Origin of the sequence: Collinsella sp. CM84Y_54, assembly GCF_036317945.1 — a bacterium.
Classification (GTDB): domain Bacteria; phylum Actinomycetota; class Coriobacteriia; order Coriobacteriales; family Coriobacteriaceae; genus Collinsella.
The window spans coordinates 329,960-349,048 of record NZ_JAWQCX010000003.1; the positions used below are offsets into that span (position 1 = coordinate 329,960).

Genomic DNA, 19,089 nt, shown 5'->3' on the forward strand with positions numbered 1-19,089 from the left:
CTCGGCGGAAAGCGCATCCCGGAATGGAGGTCCAAACTGGGATGCGCTTTCCATTGCTGAAGATATGAGGCTGCGGATCAGCTGCTCGGCTTATGTCTATGCCTGCTGCCAGGTATCGACGAGTTCCTTGGCCGCGGCGTAGGGGTCATTGGCGCTGCAGACGGCGCTCACCACAAAGAAGCCGTCGACGCCGGTGGCCTTGAGCTGCGGCAGGTCGGCCGTCTTGACGCCGCCGCCCACCACGATGGGCACGGGGCTTGCCGCGTGGAGTGCGGCCAGGTCCTCAAAGCTCTTGGTGATGATAGAGCCGTCGGCCGCGCGTCCGCAGTCGCGCTTGGTTTCGGTCTCGTGGAGCGGGCCGATGCCCAGGTAGTCGACTAGGCTCATGTCGGCGGTCTTGACGTACTCGAGCATCTCCTCGCAGCGGGCCGAAAGGCCCACGATGGCATCGGGGCCCAGAAGCTTGCGGCAGACCTCGACGGGAATATCGCTCTGGCCCACGTGCACGCCGTCGACAGCAATACCCTGCTCGCGCGCGGCAAGCACACAGTCCAGACGGTCGTCGATCAGCAGGGCGACCTGACCGGTTTTGCCGGCCTGTGCGATTGCCTGCGCGGCGTCGCCCGTCAGCGCGATGATTTCACGGGCGCTTGCCACCTTGGAGCGCACCTGGATGCAGGTAAAGCCTGCGTCGAGCGCCTGGGCCACCACATCGCCCACGGGACGCCCGAGCGTGTTTTCGGGGCCGAGTACCAGATAGGCCGAGATATCAAGGTTGTCGCGGATGCTCATCGTGCTTCCTCCTGCTTTTTGATCTGCGCTTCCATGCGTTCGAGCTTGCCGGTCATGGTGTCGGTAAATCCGGGTCGAATATCGGCTTTGAGCACGACTTCGGTGCGGATGCCCTTGCTCGCCAACACAAAGGTTGCGTCGCGCACGACCTGCATGACCTCGTCCCAGTCGCCCTCGATCTCGGTGAACATCGAGGTGGTGCGGTTGGGAAGGCCGCTCTCGCGTATGACGCGCACGACCTCGGCGACCTCGGCGGAGAGCTCATCGCCGGTGCCGCATGGGGCGATGGCCACGGCGACGAGTGTGTTCATGTCGGTATTGGCTACGGGCTCGGACATGGCCTATGCCTCCTCGAGCTCGAGTCGGTTATCGGCGATGTCTTGGGCGGTTGCGCGGTAGAGCTCGTCGATAAAGGCGACCTTAAAGCTTGCCGGGGCGTCGGCGACAGCGGCGGCACGCGTGCCGGCCACGTTGTAGACGGCGGTGCCGCAGATGGCTGCCGTAAACGGGTCGGCGGCACAGGCGTACACGGCCAGCACGCCGCCCTGCGAGCAGCCGCAGCCGGTGATCTTGGACATGAGCGGGCTGCCGCCGTGGGACTTGGCCACCGTCGTGCCGTCGGTGATCAGGTCGACTCCGCCCGAGACCACTACGGCGCCGCCGGTGTAGCGGGCGAGCGCCACGGCGGCATCGCGGGCGGCATCGACCGTGTCGGTGGTATCGACACCGCGCACGCGGCTCAGATCGGCCGTCTCGCCCTCAAGACCCCACAGGCCGGCGAGCGCGATAATCTCGGAGGCGTTGCCGCGCACGATGGCGGGCTTGTACTGCTTGAGCTCGTTTACCAGCTGGGTGCGCAGGCTACCGATGCCCAGGCCCACCGGATCGAGCACCCAGGGCTTGCCGGCGTCGTGTGCCGCCTTCGCCGCGCGGGGAATTGTCTGCTCGTAGATAGGGAAGAGCGTGCCCATGTTGAGATAGATGGCGCCGCCGCCGGCAACGAGCGCTTCGCCCTCGTCGGGCAGATAGACCATGGCGGCCGATCCGCCCACGGCGAGCTGTGCGTTGGCGACAAAGTCGATCGTCACCGTGTTGGTGATGGAGCCGGCCATCGGATTGGTGGCGCGAATCTCTTCCACGGCCTTGACCATATGTTGCTTAAGCTGTTCCGAATCAATCACTGCACATGCCTCCTTGGCATAGAAAAGGGGCGCTGTGCATAGACAGCGCCCCTTTAAAGGCGGCATGCTCCCTACGCCAGCATTAACTGACAGGTTCAAAGGATTGGGCCCCATGCCCTCTCAGCCTTGTGGTTTGCACCGCCGGCACTCCCGCATCGAATCTGTTGTTCCCTATACTAGCGCACCTGCCAAAAAGGGACAGGTTTATTTTGGCAGGTCGTTACAATAGGTAGGACCGATACGAATGGGGGGCCTTATGATTAAACTTGTGCTGACCGATATGGACGATACGCTGATTCCAGCCGGGCATGACGGCGCTAGCGACTACGCCATCGAGGGCATTCATGCCATGCAGGCGGCGGGTCTGCACTTTGGCCCGGTTTCGGGTCGCCAGCCGTCCGCGATGGGTTGGATGTTCAAAAATCGTTCCGAGTGCTTTTCGACTGGCGCGTTCTGTAACGGACAGGTCGTGTTTGTGGACGGCGAGGCGGTAGCCTCGCATGCGACCGGCAACGCCGCCCTTATGCGTTTGGCTGACTACTTGGAGCAAGAGACCGACGATACGTACCTGAAGGTCTACAGCCTGGGTGATGATTTTTGGGACAACGATGCCTATTGCGTGACGAGCGATCCCGAGCGCGTGCGTCGCGCCATGGAGTCGGGCGGCAACGCGTGGCTCAAAGGCGAAGAGGCCCCGTGCCGTCCTGTTGTCGATGATGCCCCGGTATACAAGGCGAATATCTGGAGCGCCCGCTCGCGCGAAGAGCTCGCTGAGCTGCGCGAACGCATTGCCGCTGAGGTGCCGGAGCTCTCGCTTGTGTTTCCCAACAACCGAGTGCGCCTGTTTGACATCCTTCCGGCTGGTTGGGACAAGGGCTGCGCTGCGCTGGAGCTGGCGCGCGCTTTGGGTCTGACGCCCGATGAAGTGGCCGTATTTGGCGATTCCGATAACGATCTGCCCATGATCGATGCCGTTCCCAACTCCGTTGCAGTCGCCAATGCCAACGAGGCCGTCACGGCTGCCGCGCGCTGGCATATCAGCGCTGCGGCAGACGATGCGGTTGCCGGGGCTCTGCATCAGATTGCCGCCTGTGCCGCGACGGGGGAGATGCCGCCGTTTATGCGTCAGATGGATGCGACGGGTTTCGACGTCACGAACATCTAGGGAGAAAGCCATGAAGCTTCAGCAGCTCAGGTATGTCGTCAAAGTCGCCGAATGCGGCAGCATCACCGAGGCCTCGCGCCGGCTCTTTGTGTCGCAGCCTTCGATTACCGCATCGATTCGCGATCTCGAAAACGAGATGGGTGTGCACATCTTTGAGCGCACCAACAAGGGCGTCATTGTGTCCGAGGAAGGCGAGACCTTCTTGGGCTACGCGCGACAGGTGCTCGACCAGGCCGATCTGCTCGAAGGCAAGTACAAGGGCGCGTCCGAGCAGGTGCCGCACTTTAGCGTGAGCTGCCAGCATTATTCCTTTGCCGTTAACGCGTTTGTCGATGTGATCCGTGAGTTCGATGCCGCGCGCTACGACTTTACCCTGCGCGAGGAACAGACCCACGAGATTATCGAGGACGTCGCGCATATGAAAAGCGAGCTCGGCATCCTGTATCTGTCGGAGCACAATCGCGAGGTCATCGAGCGCATGCTCGCCGCCAACGAGCTCGTATTCGAGGGGCTCTTCTGCGCCACGCCGCATGTCTTCGTGTGCGCCGACCATCCGCTGGCGGGCCGCTCCAGCGTGACGCTCGAGGACTTGGAAGACTACCCGTTTTTGTCTTACGAGCAGGGCAGCTATAACTCGTTCTACTATTCCGAGGAACTGACCTCGACGTTTGAGCGTCGCAAGAATATCCGCGTGCGCGACCGTGCGACGCTGTTCAACCTGGCTATGGGCCTTAACGGCTACACGGTGTGTTCGGGCGTGATCAGCCATGAACTTAACGGCCCCGGTATTATCTCCATTCCGCTTGATGTAGACGAGTACATGGAGATCGGCATCATTACGCGCAAAAATACGACGCTCACGCGCTACGGCCAAGCTTATATCGACGCGATCCGCCAGCATATTTAGACTGCTGCGTTCTGCACGGCTCAAATCTCTTCATGGCAGTCCCAACTGATATAGGAAGCATCTATATCGAACTGTTATAAACATATATTTTACGATGGCCATATGAGCGCTCATACTCTGTCCCAGTAAAGCAACCAATGCAAAGGGAGATATCTATGAGCACTTCGATTCAACCGAACGCGCCGTTTCGCGCCGATATCGTCGGCAGCTTTCTTCGTCCGCAGGCTGTAAAGGACGCCCGTGCCGCCTATGTCGCGGGTAAACTCGACGCTTCCGGCCTTAAGGCCGTCGAGGACGAGGCCATTCGCGACCTGGTGGACAAGCAAAAGTCCGCTGGCCTGCAGGTGATTACCGATGGCGAGTTTCGCCGCAGTTACTGGCACCTCGACTTTATGTGGGGGCTCAACGGCATTGAACGCCGTACCTCGCGTACGGGCTATATGTTCCACGACGAGGAGACCACAGCCGACACCGCCGTGGTAACCGGCCCCATTAGCGGCGAGAACCATCCGTTCGTCGAGCACTTTAAATTTGTCAAGGCGCTCGAGGGGGAGGGCCAGGTCGCGCGGCAAACCATTCCGGCGCCGATCCAGACGTTCTCCGAAGTCACGCTCGACCGCTGCGACGGCCAGCAGGAGAGCCTGCGCGCTGTCTATAAGACCGATGAGGAACTTGCCGACGCCATCGCAGCCGCTTATCGCACGGTGATCGCCGACCTGTACGCAGCAGGCTGCCGCAACATCCAGTTTGATGACTGCACCTGGGGCATCTACTGCGATACCGATTTTGTCGCCAAAACCGGCATGAGCCCGGTCGACCTGCAAAAGGTAAGCGAGCTGGGCGTGGCGCTCAACAACGCCGCCATCGAGGGCAAGCCCGACGACCTGGTCATTAACACGCACGTGTGCCGTGGTAACTACCACTCTACCTATGCCTTCGAGGGCGGCTATGACCCCATCGCGCCGTACCTGTTCGCACGCGAGGATGTCGACGCATTTTACCTGGAGTTCGATACGCCGCGCGCCGGTGGCTTTGAGCCGCTCAAGTACGTTGCTCCCGGCAAGAAGGTCGTGTTGGGCCTGGTGACCACCAAGGCCGCTGAGCTTGAGGACGAGGATGCCATCGTCGAGCGTATTCACGAGGCTGCAAAGTATGTTCCGCTCGAGAACCTGTATCTGTCGCCCCAGTGCGGCTTTGCCAGCTGTGAGATTGGCAACAAGCTGACCGAGGACGAGCAATGGGCGAAGATCGCGCTGGTCAAGCGTATTGCCGAGCGTGTCTGGAAGTAGCAGTAGCGTTCGCAGGTGACGGCGCGTGCGAGACATGGCGTATCGCGTACAATGGTTCGGATCGTATCGTTCGGGCAGGTTATCCGATATGCCCGATCGCCCTTCCATTCGAAAGGACTCACATGTCCCAGCCTTCGACGCCCGTTGCCGCCGATGCCATCTACGACGCATCGTCGCTCGGCCGCCCGCGCATGTTCCTGCTCGGCCTACAGCACCTGTTTGCCATGTTTGGCGCCACCGTGCTGGTGCCCGTGCTCACCGGTCTCTCGGTTTCGGCGACGCTTTTGTTTGCCGGCTTGGGCACGCTGCTGTTCCACTTCCTGTCGCGCGGTAAGGTGCCGGCATTCCTGGGGTCGTCGTTTGCCTTTATCGCAGGTTATGCCGCCATCGCGCCCAACGGCGAGACCGAGCTTTTGCCCTACGCCTGCCTGGGCGTAGCCTGCGCCGGTCTGCTCTATCCGGTGCTGGCGGCCCTGTTCCGCGCCTTTGGCGCCAAGCGCGTCATGCGCTTCTTCCCACCGGTGGTGACTGGCCCTATCGTCATTTCGATCGGTCTGATCCTGGCAAGCTCTGCCATTGCCAACTGCCAGACCAATTGGCTTGTCGCCGTTATCGCTGTTGCAGTGATCGTCATCTGCAACATCTGGGGCCGCGGCATGGTCAAAATCGTGCCGATCCTGCTGGGCGTTGCGGTGAGTTATGCCGTTGCGGCTGCGCTGGGCGAGGTCGATTTCTCTGGCGTCGCAGCCGCTCCCTGGGTTGGCTTGCCCGTCGTGTGGGACAACACCGTATTTGCACTCTTTGGGCCGCAGTTCGATAGCGGCCTTGCCACGACGGCCATCATCACCATCATGCCGCTGGCCTTTGCAACCATGATCGAGCATATCGGTGATATCTCCGCTATTGGCTCCACCTGCGAGCGCAACTACATTGCCGATCCCGGCCTGCATCGCACGCTGCTCGGCGATGGTCTCGCCACGATTCTGGCTTCGCTCTTTGGCGCTCCGGCCAACACCACGTATGGCGAGAACACCGGCGTGCTCGCCCTGACGCGTGTGTTCGACCCGCGCGTGATTCGCATTGCCGCGTGCTGTGCCATCGTGCTTTCGTTCTGCCCCAAGTTCGCTGCCGTGATCGCCGCCATGCCGGCATGCGTTATCGGCGGCGTTTCGCTCGTGCTTTACGGCATGATCAGCGCCGTGGGCGTTCGCAACCTCATCGAGAACCAGGTCGATTTCCAAAACAACCGCAACGTGCTGGTGACCGCTCTGGTGCTCGTGCTTTCGCTCGGCATCGCGTACAGCACCGCCGGCGCCATCGTGCTGGAGCTGGGCGGCGTGACGATTTCGCTTTCCGGTCTTGCCGTGGGCTCGCTGGTGGGCATCGTACTCAATGCCATCCTACCGGGTAACGACTTTGAGTTTGATGTCTCCGAGCTTGAGGAAGCTGTTGAGTAGTAGCTGCGTTCAGCTAAAACAAGATATGGTGCCCATGCGTATATGCGCGTGGGCACCATTTTTAATGCGTCAGTATCCAGTGGATGCCGCGGGCCATGCGCAAGTCGGTTTGGGCAAAGTGATTGCCGGGGTTGAGCTCCAGCGTTGTTGGAATGCCGCGCCCGACGAGCAACGCTTCCATCGTGCGTGTGTCGTCGAGTACATGCCGCATCATGCGGTTGGGCGTCTTGGCCTCCTTTTTGCCGAGTGACAGGTAGACGGCGTCGGGCGTAACTGCCATCGCGTGCTCGTGCGCATAGTCGATAAAGCCAGGAAACCACAGGGACCCCGATGCGCTCGCGGCGCGGTCAAAGGCGTCGGTTTGCCAGAGGGACCAGAGCGCGAAGAGGCCCGCGAGCGAGTAGCCGGCAATGCAGCGCCAGGTGGGCGGCAGTGGGAGCGATAATTCGACCTTTGGGATTATCCGGTTCAGCAGTTCATCGAGAAATCCGGACGCCTGCCCACCAAAGGGTTCGGCATCGCGCACGGTCCCGTCGCATGCCCAGGGGCTCAGCTCGCGATTCCAATCGAGCCCGCCAATGGCGACGAGGGTGAATGGCGGGCAGCCGAGCTCAAGACAACGGTTGTAGACCTCGCTGCCGTCGCCCATGACTACGGGGAGGTAGATGACAGGTACGCTTTCCGCATGATTCGAATAGACGGTTATCTGCTTTCGATGCGCTTCCATGGCCTGCTTCTCTCAGCGTTGTGATATCGACGGTCCCAATTGTCGCACGCTGGCACATATAGGTTGGGCTGCATTAAGAATAATCGCATACGCACCGCGTGAGCACAAACAGGAAGACGCCACCGCCGGAGGGGAGCTCGACGGTGGCGTTGCTAAACGGTGTGCAGGCTAGCACTTCTGTGGGTGCCGTCCCGTGCGTTAAAGGCCAAAGGCGTCTATGAGCGCTTGCGGCTCACCACGGCGCCTGCGGCGATGGCGGCTGTTCCCGCAAGGGCGGCTGCCACGATGGCTGCGCTCGAGGCGTCGCCGGTTGCCACAAGCTTGCCGGTGGTCTTGGCTCCCGTGGCTGCAACTGCAACGGTCTTGATCGTCTTTGTACCCTCGGACTTGGAACCCTTGGGCTTGGTCTCGCCGGGCTTCTCCTCGGGCTTGGTCTCCTCGGACGGTGCGATGACCGTGCTCTTGGCAACAGCTTCGTTATAGGGGGAGTCGACTACGGCATCGCCCGTGCCGATGGTTTGGCCTGCCTCGTACATGATGCCTTCACTGAGCTCTTCTTTGTTGCGATAGTCAATGACCTTGCCGCCTTCAGGCGTCAGGATGCTGGCGCCTTCGATTTCGATGGTGCCGATCGCCTTGCCGTCCGCACTCATGGCAAGGGCGAAGATCGCTGCCGTGTCTCCCTCGGCCGTGACCTTGCTGCGGACGATGGAGATGGTCGCGGGCATAATACCCTCGCTGGTCTGAGCAAAGATGCCGATGTTCACGCCCCTGTGCTCAGGGGTGATCTCGCCATCCTGGTCTGTACTGTAGCAATCGGGGCCATCGCCACCGGTCTCGACATAGCGGGCTATAGCCTTAACAACGGAGTCGCTGATGTAGATGTGACCGCCAGCGACGTTTGGCTGGTGGTTTCTGGTAGAGATTGCAACCGAGAATTTGCCTTCCGCGAACGCGTCCACGATGGAACCATTCTTGATGACGATGTCGTCCCCGTCAGTGATGAGGGCGATGGCCTGGCCGCCGCTCGCGCTTGTGCGGACCGTCACGGTCGCGTGATCGAGCGTAACGCCCTTGTAGGCATAGATACCATATTCAACACCGCTTGCGTCAAGGGAGGCGTTCGTGACCGCGAGACTGCCCTCAGCGTCGACGGCAAGATCTCCCTGGGAGCTTGCCTCGACCTGGCTGCCGCCCGAGATGTCGATGTTGCCGTCAGCCCAAATCGCCGCTTCTTCTATCGAGCTTGCTTCTACCTTGCCACCGCCTTTGATGATGATGTCACTGCCCGCGGCGACGCCGTAACCTTCGCCTCCTTTAGCGATCACTGTGCCAGAGGAATCGATGGTGGTCTTGCCCTTGGATTGGATACCTTCGGTACCGCCCGTTGCATTCACGGTGCCCGAGCCCGTGATAGAGAGGTCGCCCTTTGCCTCAATTCCGTCGGAAGTAGTGCTTGTGGTGTTCACGGTGCCTGGGCCAGAAATGGAGAGGTCGCCTGTGGATTTAATTGCATCGGCCTCGGCTGTCACATTGAGCTCATCCGTGCTATTCGAGCTCGTTATGTTCAACTCCGCTTTCTGGTTAGTGCCATCCTGCGCTTTGATGGCGGCTCCGGTGTAATCGGGCTCGGTTTTCACGGTGTTCTTGCCCTCGTACGCAATGTTGAGCTTGCCTGCAGCCTTGATTGCACCGCCGCCATAGCCGTTGAGCTTCATGTCGTCGGCGCCGTCCCAGGCCCAGGTGCCCGCCTCGTCGCCTACCGCGGCGCCAGCTTCATACCAGGTGTCGCCGACGTTGACCCGCTCGGCCGCGAGCGAGACGCTCGGCATGAGCAGCGAGCTCACCGTAAGCGCGCATACGGCGCCTACAACGATGCGGCGCGTCACGCGACGCCAACTGCCGTGTGCGAGCAGCGTGCGACGGCGCACGTCGGGCTCGACAAAATGGGCTCCAGAGGTTTTGTCATTGCGCTTGGGGGTCGTGAACAAGGCGGCCATGGTTACTCCCATCCTCATAGGGCCTATGCGACTACATTCAGCATATCTGCAGGATGTAGTCGTCGGTAGTGCCGTTTGGAGGGCAAAATGTCCAAAACTTGGGAAGCAATACGTCGCGCGTCCGTGCGTTGCCCGGCTTTAAAAGAAAAGCGCGGAGCCGCTCGATGCGACTCCGCGCTTTGGTGTTCTGCTTTGGCAGCTTTGCCGCTACGCTACAAAGAAGTAGACGAGGAAGGCGAGGGCTGCGATCCACATGAGCGGCTTGATCTTGGAGGCCTCGCCCTTAAAGAGTGCGACGATCACGTAGGCGATAAAGCCCAGACCGATGCCGGCAGAGATGGAGTAGGTGAAGGGCACGCCGGCGACAATCATGAACGCCGGGAAACCCTGCGACACGTCGGACCAGTCGATCTCGGAGGCCTCGCTCATCATGAGGTAGCCGACGTAGACCAGAGCACCGCAGGTGGCGGCGCTGGAAACGATGGTGACGATGGGGGAGAAGAACGCGGCGAGAATGAACAGCACACCGGTGGTGACGGAGGTGAGACCCGTGCGGCCACCGTCGGCAGCGCCAGAGGTGGACTCGACGAAGGTGGTGATGGAGGAGACGCCCATGAAACCGCCCACAGCGGCGGCGACGGAGTCGACGATTAGGATCTCCTTGATATTCTCGACGTTGCCGTCGTCGGTGAGGAACTCGCCCTGCTTGGCTACGGCCATCGCGGTGCCCATGGTGTCGAAGAAGTCACTCATGAGCAGCGAGAACGAGATGACGAGGAGCGTGGGGTCGGTAAGGACCTTGACGATGGCGGGCACGCCGCCGGCGTCGGCGATGGGGCCACCGATGCTCGAGAAGTCGAGCGGGGCGATGATACCGGTCGGAGCCTGGGTCACACCTAGGGGGATACCGGCGATGACGGCGACGACGATGCCGATGAGCAGCGAGCCGGGGACGTTGCGGCAGGCGAGGGCGACTGTCACCAGGATGGAGATGATGCCGACGATGAAGGTGGGGGAGGTGATGTCGCCCAGACCGACGAGTGTACCGGCGCCAGCGGTGATAATGCCGGCATCGCACAGGCCAATCATGGCGATGAACAGGCCCAGACCCACCGAGATGGCGTGACGCAGGACAACCGGGATGGCGTCCATGATGGCCTCGCGCAGGCCACAAAGCACGAGCAGCAAGATGACGATACCCTCGAGGAAGATAACGCTCATGGCCACGTGCCAGTCACCGCCGCAGACGGTGGTGGCGATTCCAGCGATCATCGCGTTGACGCCTAAGCCCGACGCGCAGGCGAGCGGGCGGTTGGCGAAGATGCCCATGCAGATGGTCATGATGCCGGCGCCCAGGCAGGTGGCGCAGGCGAGCGCTCCTGCATCGATGCCGGCGCCCGAGAGCACCGCGGGGTTGACGGCAATGATGTAGGCCATTGCCAGGAACGTTGTCAGTCCAGCGCGAAGTTCGGTCCCGATTGTGGACTTGCGCTCGCTGACGTGAAATAGTTCGTCCATGCATACCCTTTCCTTGTTCGGCCCCGAGTTTAGGCCGATTGACACGAACTCACCCACTATAGCCCCTTTACGACGCTGTTGTTCCTCGCATGTTGATGTTCGGCGCTTTGTAGCAGACGGACGGTATTTTTCGCATGAAAATGTGTGGGTACCGTATACTTAAGCGGTTACAACGACCCCTATGGAGGAACGTATGATTAAAGAGCTCTGCCACGACGAGGCTATTCTGTCCCAGCGTTGCGAGGTCGCGACCGTCGAAGACGAGTCGGTCGCACAGGACCTGATCGATACCATCAAGTCGCTCGACGATGCCGGCTGCCTTGCCGCCAACCAGATCGGCATCACCAAGAAGGTCTGCGTCTACCTGGACGATGCCGGCGAGCCCCATGTGCTCTACAACCCCCGTCTGGTGTTTGGCCTGGGTGCCAGCAAGATGGAGGAGAGCTGCCTGACGCACGAGGAGATCACCAAGTCCACGCGCTATATCAAGTGCAAGGTCGCTTATGACGTGATCGCCGACGGCAAGATGCGCGAGCGCAAGCAGGACTTTGTGGGCTTCGAGGCACAGATGATCCAGCATATGATCGACCACTGCCTCGGCAAGTTGGTCTAAGGGGATCAAAGCACCGCACCTTGCCGCTCAATCGTCGCTCGCGTACCTTAAGTACGCTTCGCTCCTCTTTCGTGGCAATCTGCGGCACTTTGACCCCTTAGACGACCTGCGGGGTTAACTTGGTTGAGTTTATCCTGCTTGAATAGCCCGGGCGTGACATTGTTGTCATGTCCGGGCTTTTGTGTTTAGCGCCTTTCTGTTTGGAGACAATGAGATTAGCAAGAACGTGAAGCTAGGAGGCGCTATGTGTACGAGCATTCGATTTACCGATAATTCCGGCCACATGTATCTAGGCCGCAACCTCGACTGGAGCTTTGACTATGGCCAACAGGTTCGCGTGATGCCTCGCGGGTTTCACATTCCGTATTCGTTTATCGACGACGCGACAGCGGCACACGCGGTGATCGGTATGTGCATCGATTACAAGAACTATCCCATGTTCTTCGACTGCGGCAACGATGCGGGCCTCGCCGTGGCGGGTCTCAATTTCCCGGGTTATGCCGAGTATGCCGAGGACCCTGTCGACGGCAAGACCAATATCGCAGCCTATGAGTTTCCCCTGTGGGTGGCAGCGACGTTCTCGACGGTCGATGAGGTCGAGGCCGCGCTGCGCGACACGGTGATTGTCGCCAAATCTGCCGGAGAGGGGCTGGGCGTGTCGCTGCTCCATTGGATTATCGGCGACAGCCAGCGTAGCATCGTGGTCGAGATGATGGCTGACGGCCTGCATGTATACGACGATCCGGTCGACACCCTTGCCAATCAGCCCACCTTCCCGTGGCACATGGAAAACCTGCGCACCTATATCACGGCCACAAGCGATTTTCCGCAGACGGCGACATGGCGTGGCGCCGAGCTCAAGCCCTATGGTGCGGGTGCCGGCATGCGCGGTATTCCGGGTGACTGCTATTCGCCGAGCCGTTTTGTAAAGGCGGCGTACCTCAATGCCAATTACCCGCAAAAGGAGAGCGAGACCGAAAACGTCGTCCGCATGTTCCGCTCGCTCGAGGGCGTGGTGATGATCGAGGGGGCGTCCAGGATGGGCGATGGCAAGTTCGAGAAGACTATCTACACCGGATGCTTTAGCGCGCGCACGGGCAATTATTACTACGCGATGTATGGGGATCCGTCGATTCGCTACGTGAGCCTGATGGATGCCGAGGGCGCGAGCCCCGATAGGCTCGTGGTTCCCGAGCCGCGTCGTTCGTAGCTCACCGGTCCGTTGCGACATAAAACGGCTCCGCACCTTTTATGAGATGCGGAGCCGTTGTCGTCAATGGCTGGTGGCGTGTTAGAAGTTGGCGTCGTTGAGCTGGGTGCTCTCGAGTCCGTCGAGTTGCTGTTGCTCGGGCGTATCGGCGACGCTCTCGAGCAGCTCGGTGGGATCGACGTTCATACTCTTGCCGGCCTCGTTGCCGTTGACCAAGTCGTCCGAGAAGATATCGACTTCCATTTCCTCGGCCTCTTCGATCTGAACCTCGAGCGGCACCTGGGTGCGCACGAGCTTAACGGCCGGGCGCATGCGGGCAAACAGTGGCACGTACTCGATGATGATGGCCGAGTTCTCGAGACCATACCAACGTGCCGGGCTTCCGCAGGCGCGGCGGACGGCGTACTTGATGGCCATGACGCGATGGTCGTTGCGGTTGATGTCCGTTTCGGGGGCGAGCATCTTGCGCAGCATGCAAAAACGGAAGTCGCCCACGTTGCCGCGCGTCTCGTAGATGGAGTAGGTGTGGTGCTGCGGTGGCAGCTCTCCCGAGGCCATCAGGTCGCCAACGATCTGGCGCAGGTAGGCGTTGATGCGCTGGTTGACCTTAAAACCCAGGTCCAAGCGCACGCGGAACAGGAAGTCTGTGCCAAAGGTCTCAACGGAATACTCGTGCGTATAGGGCTCGTCGGTAACGTGTACGTTGATGAACCAATATGCCTTGGCACGCTTGGGGTGCTTGTCCAAGATGGAGTAGAGCACGTCGCGGTCGAGCGTGAGCGGGTCGGGACTGTTGGTAAGGAACACCAGATTGTCGGCGAGCACGGGGTAGGTCTCGTCGTTGCGCAGGCGGCCGAGCTGGTCAATGTACTTGGAGACGGGCAGCAGGATCGTCTGCGTGCGCTCGATGGCGGTGCCGCGGCGCCACACGTACATAAGGCCAAACAGCAGCGCGGCCAGGAAGATCATGACGTAGCCGCCGTCAAAGAACATGGTGAGGCACGAAGCGAAGAAGCACAGCTCAATGGCACCAAAGAGCAGGGCGAAGACGCAGGCGCCCAGCTTGTGCTTGAGGATGCCGGCGATGTAGCTCGTCAAAAGCGTCGTGGTCATGAGCATGGTCACGGTAATGGCGAGGCCGTAGGCGCTCTCCATGCGCTCGGAGTTTTGGAACAGCAGCACGATGAAGATACAGCCGACCCACATGATGTTGTTGACGAGCGGAATATAGAGTTGGCCCTTGGTGTCGCTGGGGTAGTGGATGCGCAGATGCGGCATGAGATTGAGACGGGTTGCCTCGGATACCAGCGAGAACGAGCCGGTGATGAGCGCCTGCGAGGCGATGATGGCCGCTACGGCCGAAAGCACGATGGCAAAGGGGCGCAGGGGCTCGGGGAGCATCATATAGAACGGGTTGACGATATCCATCGCGAGCATCTGGGGGTTGGAGTTATTGGCGAGCAGCCAAGCTCCTTGACCCAGATAGTTGAGGATAAGGGCCGCCTTAACAAACGGCCAGGATGCATAGATGTTAGCCTTGCCCACGTGACCCATGTCCGAATAGAGCGCCTCGGCGCCGGTCGTCGACAGGAAGACGAAGCCGAGCACCATGATGCCCGAGTGGTTGATGGGCGAGAACAGGAACATGATGCCGCGGATGGGGTTGAGCGCGCGTAGGATGGACAGGTTGCCGAGCATGTTGAACAGGCCGGCGCCAGCCAAGAACAGGAACCACAGCGTCATGAGCGGCCCGAACAGCTTGCCGATCGACGAGGTGCCGGCGCGCTGCATGGCAAACAGGCCACAGATAATGATGATGGTGATGATGATGACGTTGGTCTGGCCGTCACCCAAAAGCGCATGGCCCCACTCGATAGTGCGCAAGCCCTCGATGGCCGTGGTAACCGTGACGGCGGGGGTGAGGATGCCGTCGGCGAGCAGCGCCGCGCCGCCGATCATGGCGGGAAGGATCAGCCACGGCGCCACTTTGCGCACCAAGCTAAACAGGGCGAAGATGCCGCCCTCGTTGTGGTTATCGGCCTTCATGGCGATAACCACGTACTTGACCGTGGTCACGAGCGTCATGGTCCAGATGACGAGCGAAAGCGCGCCCAGGATCATGTCCTCGCTGACGGTACCGATGCCGCCGTTGTTGGCAACGATTGATTTCATGGTGTACATGGGGCTCGTGCCGATGTCACCGTAGACGACGCCGAGCGTTACGAGCAGCATGCCAGCGGAGAGGGGAATGGCTCCATGCCCGCCTTGACCACGCTGGTCTTGGGGGCTTGCCTCCAGTTTGTTGTGTGCCACGTGGACTCCCTTAGACATCCGGCCCCTGCAAAGGGCAGCAGACCTTTATGCCATCTTTATACATATAAGAGCAGTTTGGCACATCGGGGTGTTTTAGACAATAATCCCCATCTGGGGAGTAGCTGTTTGCGCAGATAACATTTCAAAGCAGGGGCACTTCCGGCTGTGTGGTTTGCTGCAACGTGATAACCGCGGATGCGTCCCTGCTTTGAGCTGAAGAGGGGCTGTTAGGCGCGTGCCGCTTGAGCGATGCTTGCTTTGGTGTCTGCGCGTTTGCCGGCGAGTTCGCAAAAAATCGCGCCGCCGATGATAAGCGCGGCGCCCATCAGACGGACCGGTGTTATGGCTTCGCCTAAAAGGACGGCCGAGAACACGACGGCCGAAAGCGGCTCGAGGTAGCCGACGACGGCGACGGTCTGGACGGGCAGCTTGGCGACGGCACTAAAGTAGAGCAGGCAACCAATGCCGGTGTTGACGACGCCGAGCATGGCGACGGCGCGCCAATCGATGCCTGCGGCGATGCCGGGGGAGAAAAACGTGGGGGCGCCTTGGGTGACGAGCGTGAGGACCAGCGCGGTCACAAAGGCGGCACTCACCTGGAGCGCGGAGTTTTCGAGGCCCTCGATGTGCGGCGCACCCTTGCTGGCGATGACCATCAGCGCATAGCAAAATGCCGAGGCGATGCCGCAGACGATGCCCGTAATGGGCATACTGCCGCCTAGACCTTGCGCTGCAATGAGAAAAGCGCCGCAGGCGACGGCGATAAACCCGGCGATTTTGCCGCCGGTCAGTTTTTCGCCAAAGATGAGCGGGGAGAGGGCCATGACGATGATGGGGCCGCAGTAGTACAGCAGCGAGGAAACGCCGACGCCGATCGTCTGGTAGGCTCGGAACAGAAAAATCCAGCTGGCGCCCAGCGCGGCTCCCGAGAGGAGGAGGGCTGCGGCTTCGCGGGGGCGAGATGGCGCCTGCAACTTATGGCGTTGGGTGATGGCGAGGATGGTGACAAGCGAGAGTGCGCCCAAAAACGTGCGCAGGAGTACGATATCGGAGCTCGGGAGCGCGATGGCGGCGGCGATGATGCCGTTGGAGCCAAACAACAGCAATGCTGCTAAGTACGTAAACAGTCCGTTGTTCATACGCTGACATCCCCTCTATATCCGAGCATGTTTACTATGGGTGAACTGGCTTTAGAAGAAAAGCGAATATAATGCATGGATAGCATGAGAAAAACTCATGCAAAGGTGGAGGGGTGCCGTGGAAACGAATATTCAAAAGATGCAGGTGCTGCTTGAGACCGTGCGCGCCGGAAGTTTTACGCGCGCCGCCGAGCGGCTGAGCTATTCGCAGTCGGGCGTGAGCCGTATGGTGGCCGATCTCGAGGCCGACTGGGGCTTTAAAGTGCTCGATAGAAGCCACGAGGGCGTAGTGCTTTCTGCCGATGGGCGGCAAGTTATGCCGGCGGTCGAGGCGTTGTGCGAGGAATTTGTTCGTTTGCAGCGACGGGTGGATGAGATGCGTGGGCTCATGCGCGGCAAAATCTGCATCGGTACGTTTTCGAGTGTGGCGACCCACGTGCTGCCGCCGGTGATTGCGCACTTTCGCGCCGATCACCCGGACATCGATTACGAGCTGCTGATGGGTGATTACTCCGAGATTGAGCAATGGGTGGCGGAAGGCCGCTGCGACCTGGGCTTTATTCCGCGCGAACCACGCGGCGCCGGCATGGCGTCGCGGCCGTTGGTGCAAGACGAGCTGATGGCCGTGGTGCCAGCGGACTCCTCGCTTGCCGCGGCGGAGGTCGTCTCTCTTGCCGATTTGGCCAACGAGCAGTTTATTCTGCTGGAACGCGGTAGCGACGACGAGATTACGCCGCTGTTTCGTCGCGCGGGTCTGGCGGTGCGCTCTAAGCTGTCGACCTGGGATGACTATGCGATTATGGCTATGGTCGAGGACGGCCTGGGCGTGAGCATTCTTCCGGCGCTCATCTTGCGCCGCTGCCAGTTCGATGTTGCCGTGCGCCCACTCGAGGGACATCCTCATCGGCAGATCAATGCGATATATCGCACGGCTGACGTTTCGCTTGCGGCGGCTCGTCTCCTTGAATATCTCTAAAGGCGCGTACCTGTTGTCCACTTTGGGACAATCCTCGGGGTTCGGTACATTTTCTTATGAAATTGAACTTTGGAATGAGGTGCCGCGTTATACTGCTGCCTAAATTGAACTCCGGTTCAATTCGTGTTCTATAAATTGAACTTTGCCAGCAAGGAGGTTCTAGTGGCCCAAGAGACGTTTAGCGATCGCCTGCGACAGACTATGTCCGATCGCGACGTTCGCCAGTCGGACGTAATCCGCGCATCGGAGATGCTCGGCAAAAAACTCGGCAAGAGTCAGATGAGCCAATATGTGAGCGGCAAGACGATTCCGCGGCGCGATGTGGCAGAGCTGCTCGCCCGCATTTTGGAGGTCGATGTTACCTGGCTGCTTGCCGGTGACGCCGATCAAGGCGAGGCATCATCGCCCCGTAACGTTTCCAAGCCCGAACCTCATCCCTCAGCTCAAATTCCAAGGAGCACCACCATGCGTACTTTTTCTAAATCCACCAAGCTTGATAACGTCCTGTATGACGTGCGCGGTCCCGTCGTCGACGAGGCCGCCCGTATGGAGGACGAGGGCGAGCGCATCCTCAAGCTCAATATCGGCAACCCGGCGCCCTTCGGTTTCCGCACGCCCGACGAGGTCATCAAGGACATGCGCCAGCAGCTGCCCGACTGCGAAGGCTATTCCAACTCGCGCGGTCTGTTCTCTGCGCGCAAGGCGATTATGCAGTACTCGCAGATCAAGGGCCTGCCCAACGTTCAGATGGAGCACATCTACACGGGCAACGGCGTGTCCGAGCTCATTCAGCTTTCGATGAACGCGCTGCTCGACAACGGCGATGAGATCCTGATCCCCAGCCCCGACTACCCGCTCTGGACGGCGTGCGCGACCCTTGCCGGCGGCCATCCTGTGCACTACCTGTGCGACGAGCAGGCCGATTGGTATCCCGATCTGCAGGATATGGAGTCCAAGATCACGAGCGCGACCAAGGCCCTCGTCATCATCAACCCCAACAACCCCACGGGCTCCGTTTACCCGCGTGAGGTGCTCGAGGGCATCGTTGAGGTTGCGCGCAGGCACCAGCTCATGATTTTTGCAGACGAGATCTACGACCGCCTGTGCATGGACGGCTATGAGCACGTCTCGATTGCCTCGCTCGCTCCCGATCTGCCCTGTGTCACCTTTAGCGGCCTTTCCAAGTCGCACATGATCGCGGGCTATCGCATTGGCTGGATGGTGCTTTCGGGCAACCAGCGCTGCATGAGCGACTTCATCATGGGCATCAACATGCTCTCCAACATGCGCCTGTGCTCCAACGTGCCGGCCCAGTCAATCGTCCAGACGGCGCTCGGTGGCCATCAGTCGGTCAACGACTATATCCGTCCCGGCGGTCGTGTCTACGAGCAGCGCAACTTTGTGTATGAGGCGCTCAACAAGATCGACGGCATCTCGGTGGTCAAGCCGCGCGCGGCGTTCTACATCTTCCCCAAGATGGATGTTAAGAAGTTCAACATCACCGATGACGAGCAGTTCGCTCTCGACCTGCTGCACGAGAAGAAGATCCTGATCACGCGCGGCGGCGGCTTCAACTGGGCTGAGCCCGACCACTTCCGCATCGTGTATCTGCCGCGCATGGAAGTGCTCAAAGAGTCGCTCGAAGACCTCGCCGACTTCTTCGATCACTACCGCCAAGCGTAGGGAGTTAGGTATCTGCCGCCGCAAGAATCGAGGCGTCGCAGGATAGACATACGACAGCGAGCGAGCCGCATTTGCGCCAAGGTGACGTGAAATGAGAGGGCGCTGACCTTCTGGTCGCG

The 19,089-nt window shown here is 60.3% G+C and carries 16 protein-coding genes and 1 riboswitch; of the genes, 8 read left to right on the forward strand and 8 right to left on the reverse strand.

Annotated features, from left to right (window positions below; all coding sequences use genetic code 11):
* Positions 1 to 96: 96 nt before the first annotated feature.
* From V2391_RS06640 to thiM, 3 genes are read right to left on the reverse strand one after another with little or no spacing between them, the layout of a single operon-like run.
* A complete protein-coding gene (locus V2391_RS06640) occupies positions 97 to 792 on the reverse strand; it encodes a thiamine phosphate synthase (protein ID WP_329738697.1) in 696 nt (231 codons plus the stop codon).
* On the reverse strand, positions 789 to 1,130 hold the full coding sequence (locus V2391_RS06645; RefSeq protein ID WP_329738698.1) for a thiamine-binding protein: 342 nt from the start codon (positions 1,128 to 1,130) through the stop codon (positions 789 to 791). Before V2391_RS06645 ends, V2391_RS06640 begins: the two co-directional genes overlap by 4 nt.
* A gap of 3 nt (positions 1,131 to 1,133) precedes the next feature.
* Positions 1,134 to 1,973: a hydroxyethylthiazole kinase gene (thiM, locus tag V2391_RS06650; RefSeq protein ID WP_329738699.1), complete on the reverse strand. Its 840-nt coding sequence runs from the start codon at positions 1,971 to 1,973 to the stop codon at positions 1,134 to 1,136.
* Positions 1,974 to 2,024: 51 nt separating this feature from the next.
* Positions 2,025 to 2,135: riboswitch (TPP riboswitch) on the reverse strand.
* Between the two features lie 94 nt (positions 2,136 to 2,229).
* Between thiM and V2391_RS06655 the strand changes: the two genes are divergently transcribed.
* The 4 genes from V2391_RS06655 to V2391_RS06670 all read left to right on the forward strand — a co-directional run bounded on the left by V2391_RS06655 (position 2,230) and on the right by V2391_RS06670 (position 6,791).
* Positions 2,230 to 3,138, forward strand: coding sequence for an HAD family hydrolase (locus V2391_RS06655; protein WP_329738700.1), 909 nt, complete (start codon positions 2,230 to 2,232; stop codon positions 3,136 to 3,138).
* A gap of 10 nt (positions 3,139 to 3,148) precedes the next feature.
* Positions 3,149 to 4,045, forward strand: coding sequence for a LysR family transcriptional regulator (locus tag V2391_RS06660; RefSeq protein WP_148331535.1), 897 nt, complete (start codon positions 3,149 to 3,151; stop codon positions 4,043 to 4,045).
* Positions 4,046 to 4,200: 155 nt separating this feature from the next.
* Positions 4,201 to 5,334, forward strand: coding sequence for a 5-methyltetrahydropteroyltriglutamate--homocysteine S-methyltransferase (locus V2391_RS06665; protein WP_329738701.1), 1,134 nt, complete (start codon positions 4,201 to 4,203; stop codon positions 5,332 to 5,334).
* Between the two features lie 122 nt (positions 5,335 to 5,456).
* Positions 5,457 to 6,791, forward strand: coding sequence for a uracil-xanthine permease family protein (locus V2391_RS06670; protein WP_329738702.1), 1,335 nt, complete (start codon positions 5,457 to 5,459; stop codon positions 6,789 to 6,791).
* Positions 6,792 to 6,852: 61 nt separating this feature from the next.
* On the opposite strand, the gene V2391_RS06675 is transcribed toward V2391_RS06670, so the two are convergent.
* The 3 genes from V2391_RS06675 to V2391_RS06685 form a co-directional block, all read right to left on the reverse strand.
* Positions 6,853 to 7,518, reverse strand: coding sequence for an alpha/beta hydrolase (locus V2391_RS06675; protein WP_329738703.1), 666 nt, complete (start codon positions 7,516 to 7,518; stop codon positions 6,853 to 6,855).
* A gap of 215 nt (positions 7,519 to 7,733) precedes the next feature.
* Positions 7,734 to 9,518 (reverse strand): hypothetical protein, encoded by a 1,785-nt coding sequence (locus tag V2391_RS06680; protein ID WP_329738704.1) that lies wholly within the window; start codon positions 9,516 to 9,518, stop codon positions 7,734 to 7,736.
* Between the two features lie 207 nt (positions 9,519 to 9,725).
* Positions 9,726 to 11,036, reverse strand: a complete 1,311-nt coding sequence (locus tag V2391_RS06685) for an NCS2 family permease (RefSeq protein ID WP_329738705.1) — start codon at positions 11,034 to 11,036, stop codon at positions 9,726 to 9,728.
* 193 nt (positions 11,037 to 11,229) lie between these two features.
* Between V2391_RS06685 and V2391_RS06690 the strand changes: the two genes are divergently transcribed.
* Complete coding sequence (locus V2391_RS06690; RefSeq protein ID WP_329738706.1) at positions 11,230 to 11,649, forward strand: peptide deformylase; 420 nt, start codon at positions 11,230 to 11,232, stop codon at positions 11,647 to 11,649.
* A 244-nt stretch (positions 11,650 to 11,893) separates the two neighbouring features.
* A complete protein-coding gene (bsh, locus tag V2391_RS06695) occupies positions 11,894 to 12,859 on the forward strand; it encodes a choloylglycine hydrolase (protein ID WP_138341130.1) in 966 nt (321 codons plus the stop codon).
* An 81-nt stretch (positions 12,860 to 12,940) separates the two neighbouring features.
* On the opposite strand, the gene V2391_RS06700 is transcribed toward bsh, so the two are convergent.
* Together V2391_RS06700 and V2391_RS06705 are read right to left on the reverse strand one after the other, a co-directional pair.
* Entirely contained in the window at positions 12,941 to 15,190 is a 2,250-nt protein-coding gene (locus V2391_RS06700) for a KUP/HAK/KT family potassium transporter (RefSeq protein ID WP_329738707.1), read from the reverse strand.
* A 209-nt stretch (positions 15,191 to 15,399) separates the two neighbouring features.
* A complete protein-coding gene (locus V2391_RS06705; protein ID WP_329738708.1) occupies positions 15,400 to 16,311 on the reverse strand; it encodes a DMT family transporter in 912 nt (303 codons plus the stop codon).
* 118 nt (positions 16,312 to 16,429) lie between these two features.
* On the opposite strand from V2391_RS06705, the gene V2391_RS06710 reads away from it, so the two are divergent.
* Together V2391_RS06710 and V2391_RS06715 are read left to right on the forward strand one after the other, a co-directional pair.
* Positions 16,430 to 17,287, forward strand: coding sequence for a LysR family transcriptional regulator (locus V2391_RS06710; RefSeq protein WP_329738709.1), 858 nt, complete (start codon positions 16,430 to 16,432; stop codon positions 17,285 to 17,287).
* A gap of 201 nt (positions 17,288 to 17,488) precedes the next feature.
* Positions 17,489 to 18,970 (forward strand): aminotransferase class I/II-fold pyridoxal phosphate-dependent enzyme, encoded by a 1,482-nt coding sequence (locus V2391_RS06715; RefSeq protein WP_329738768.1) that lies wholly within the window; start codon positions 17,489 to 17,491, stop codon positions 18,968 to 18,970.
* Positions 18,971 to 19,089: the final 119 nt, after the last annotated feature.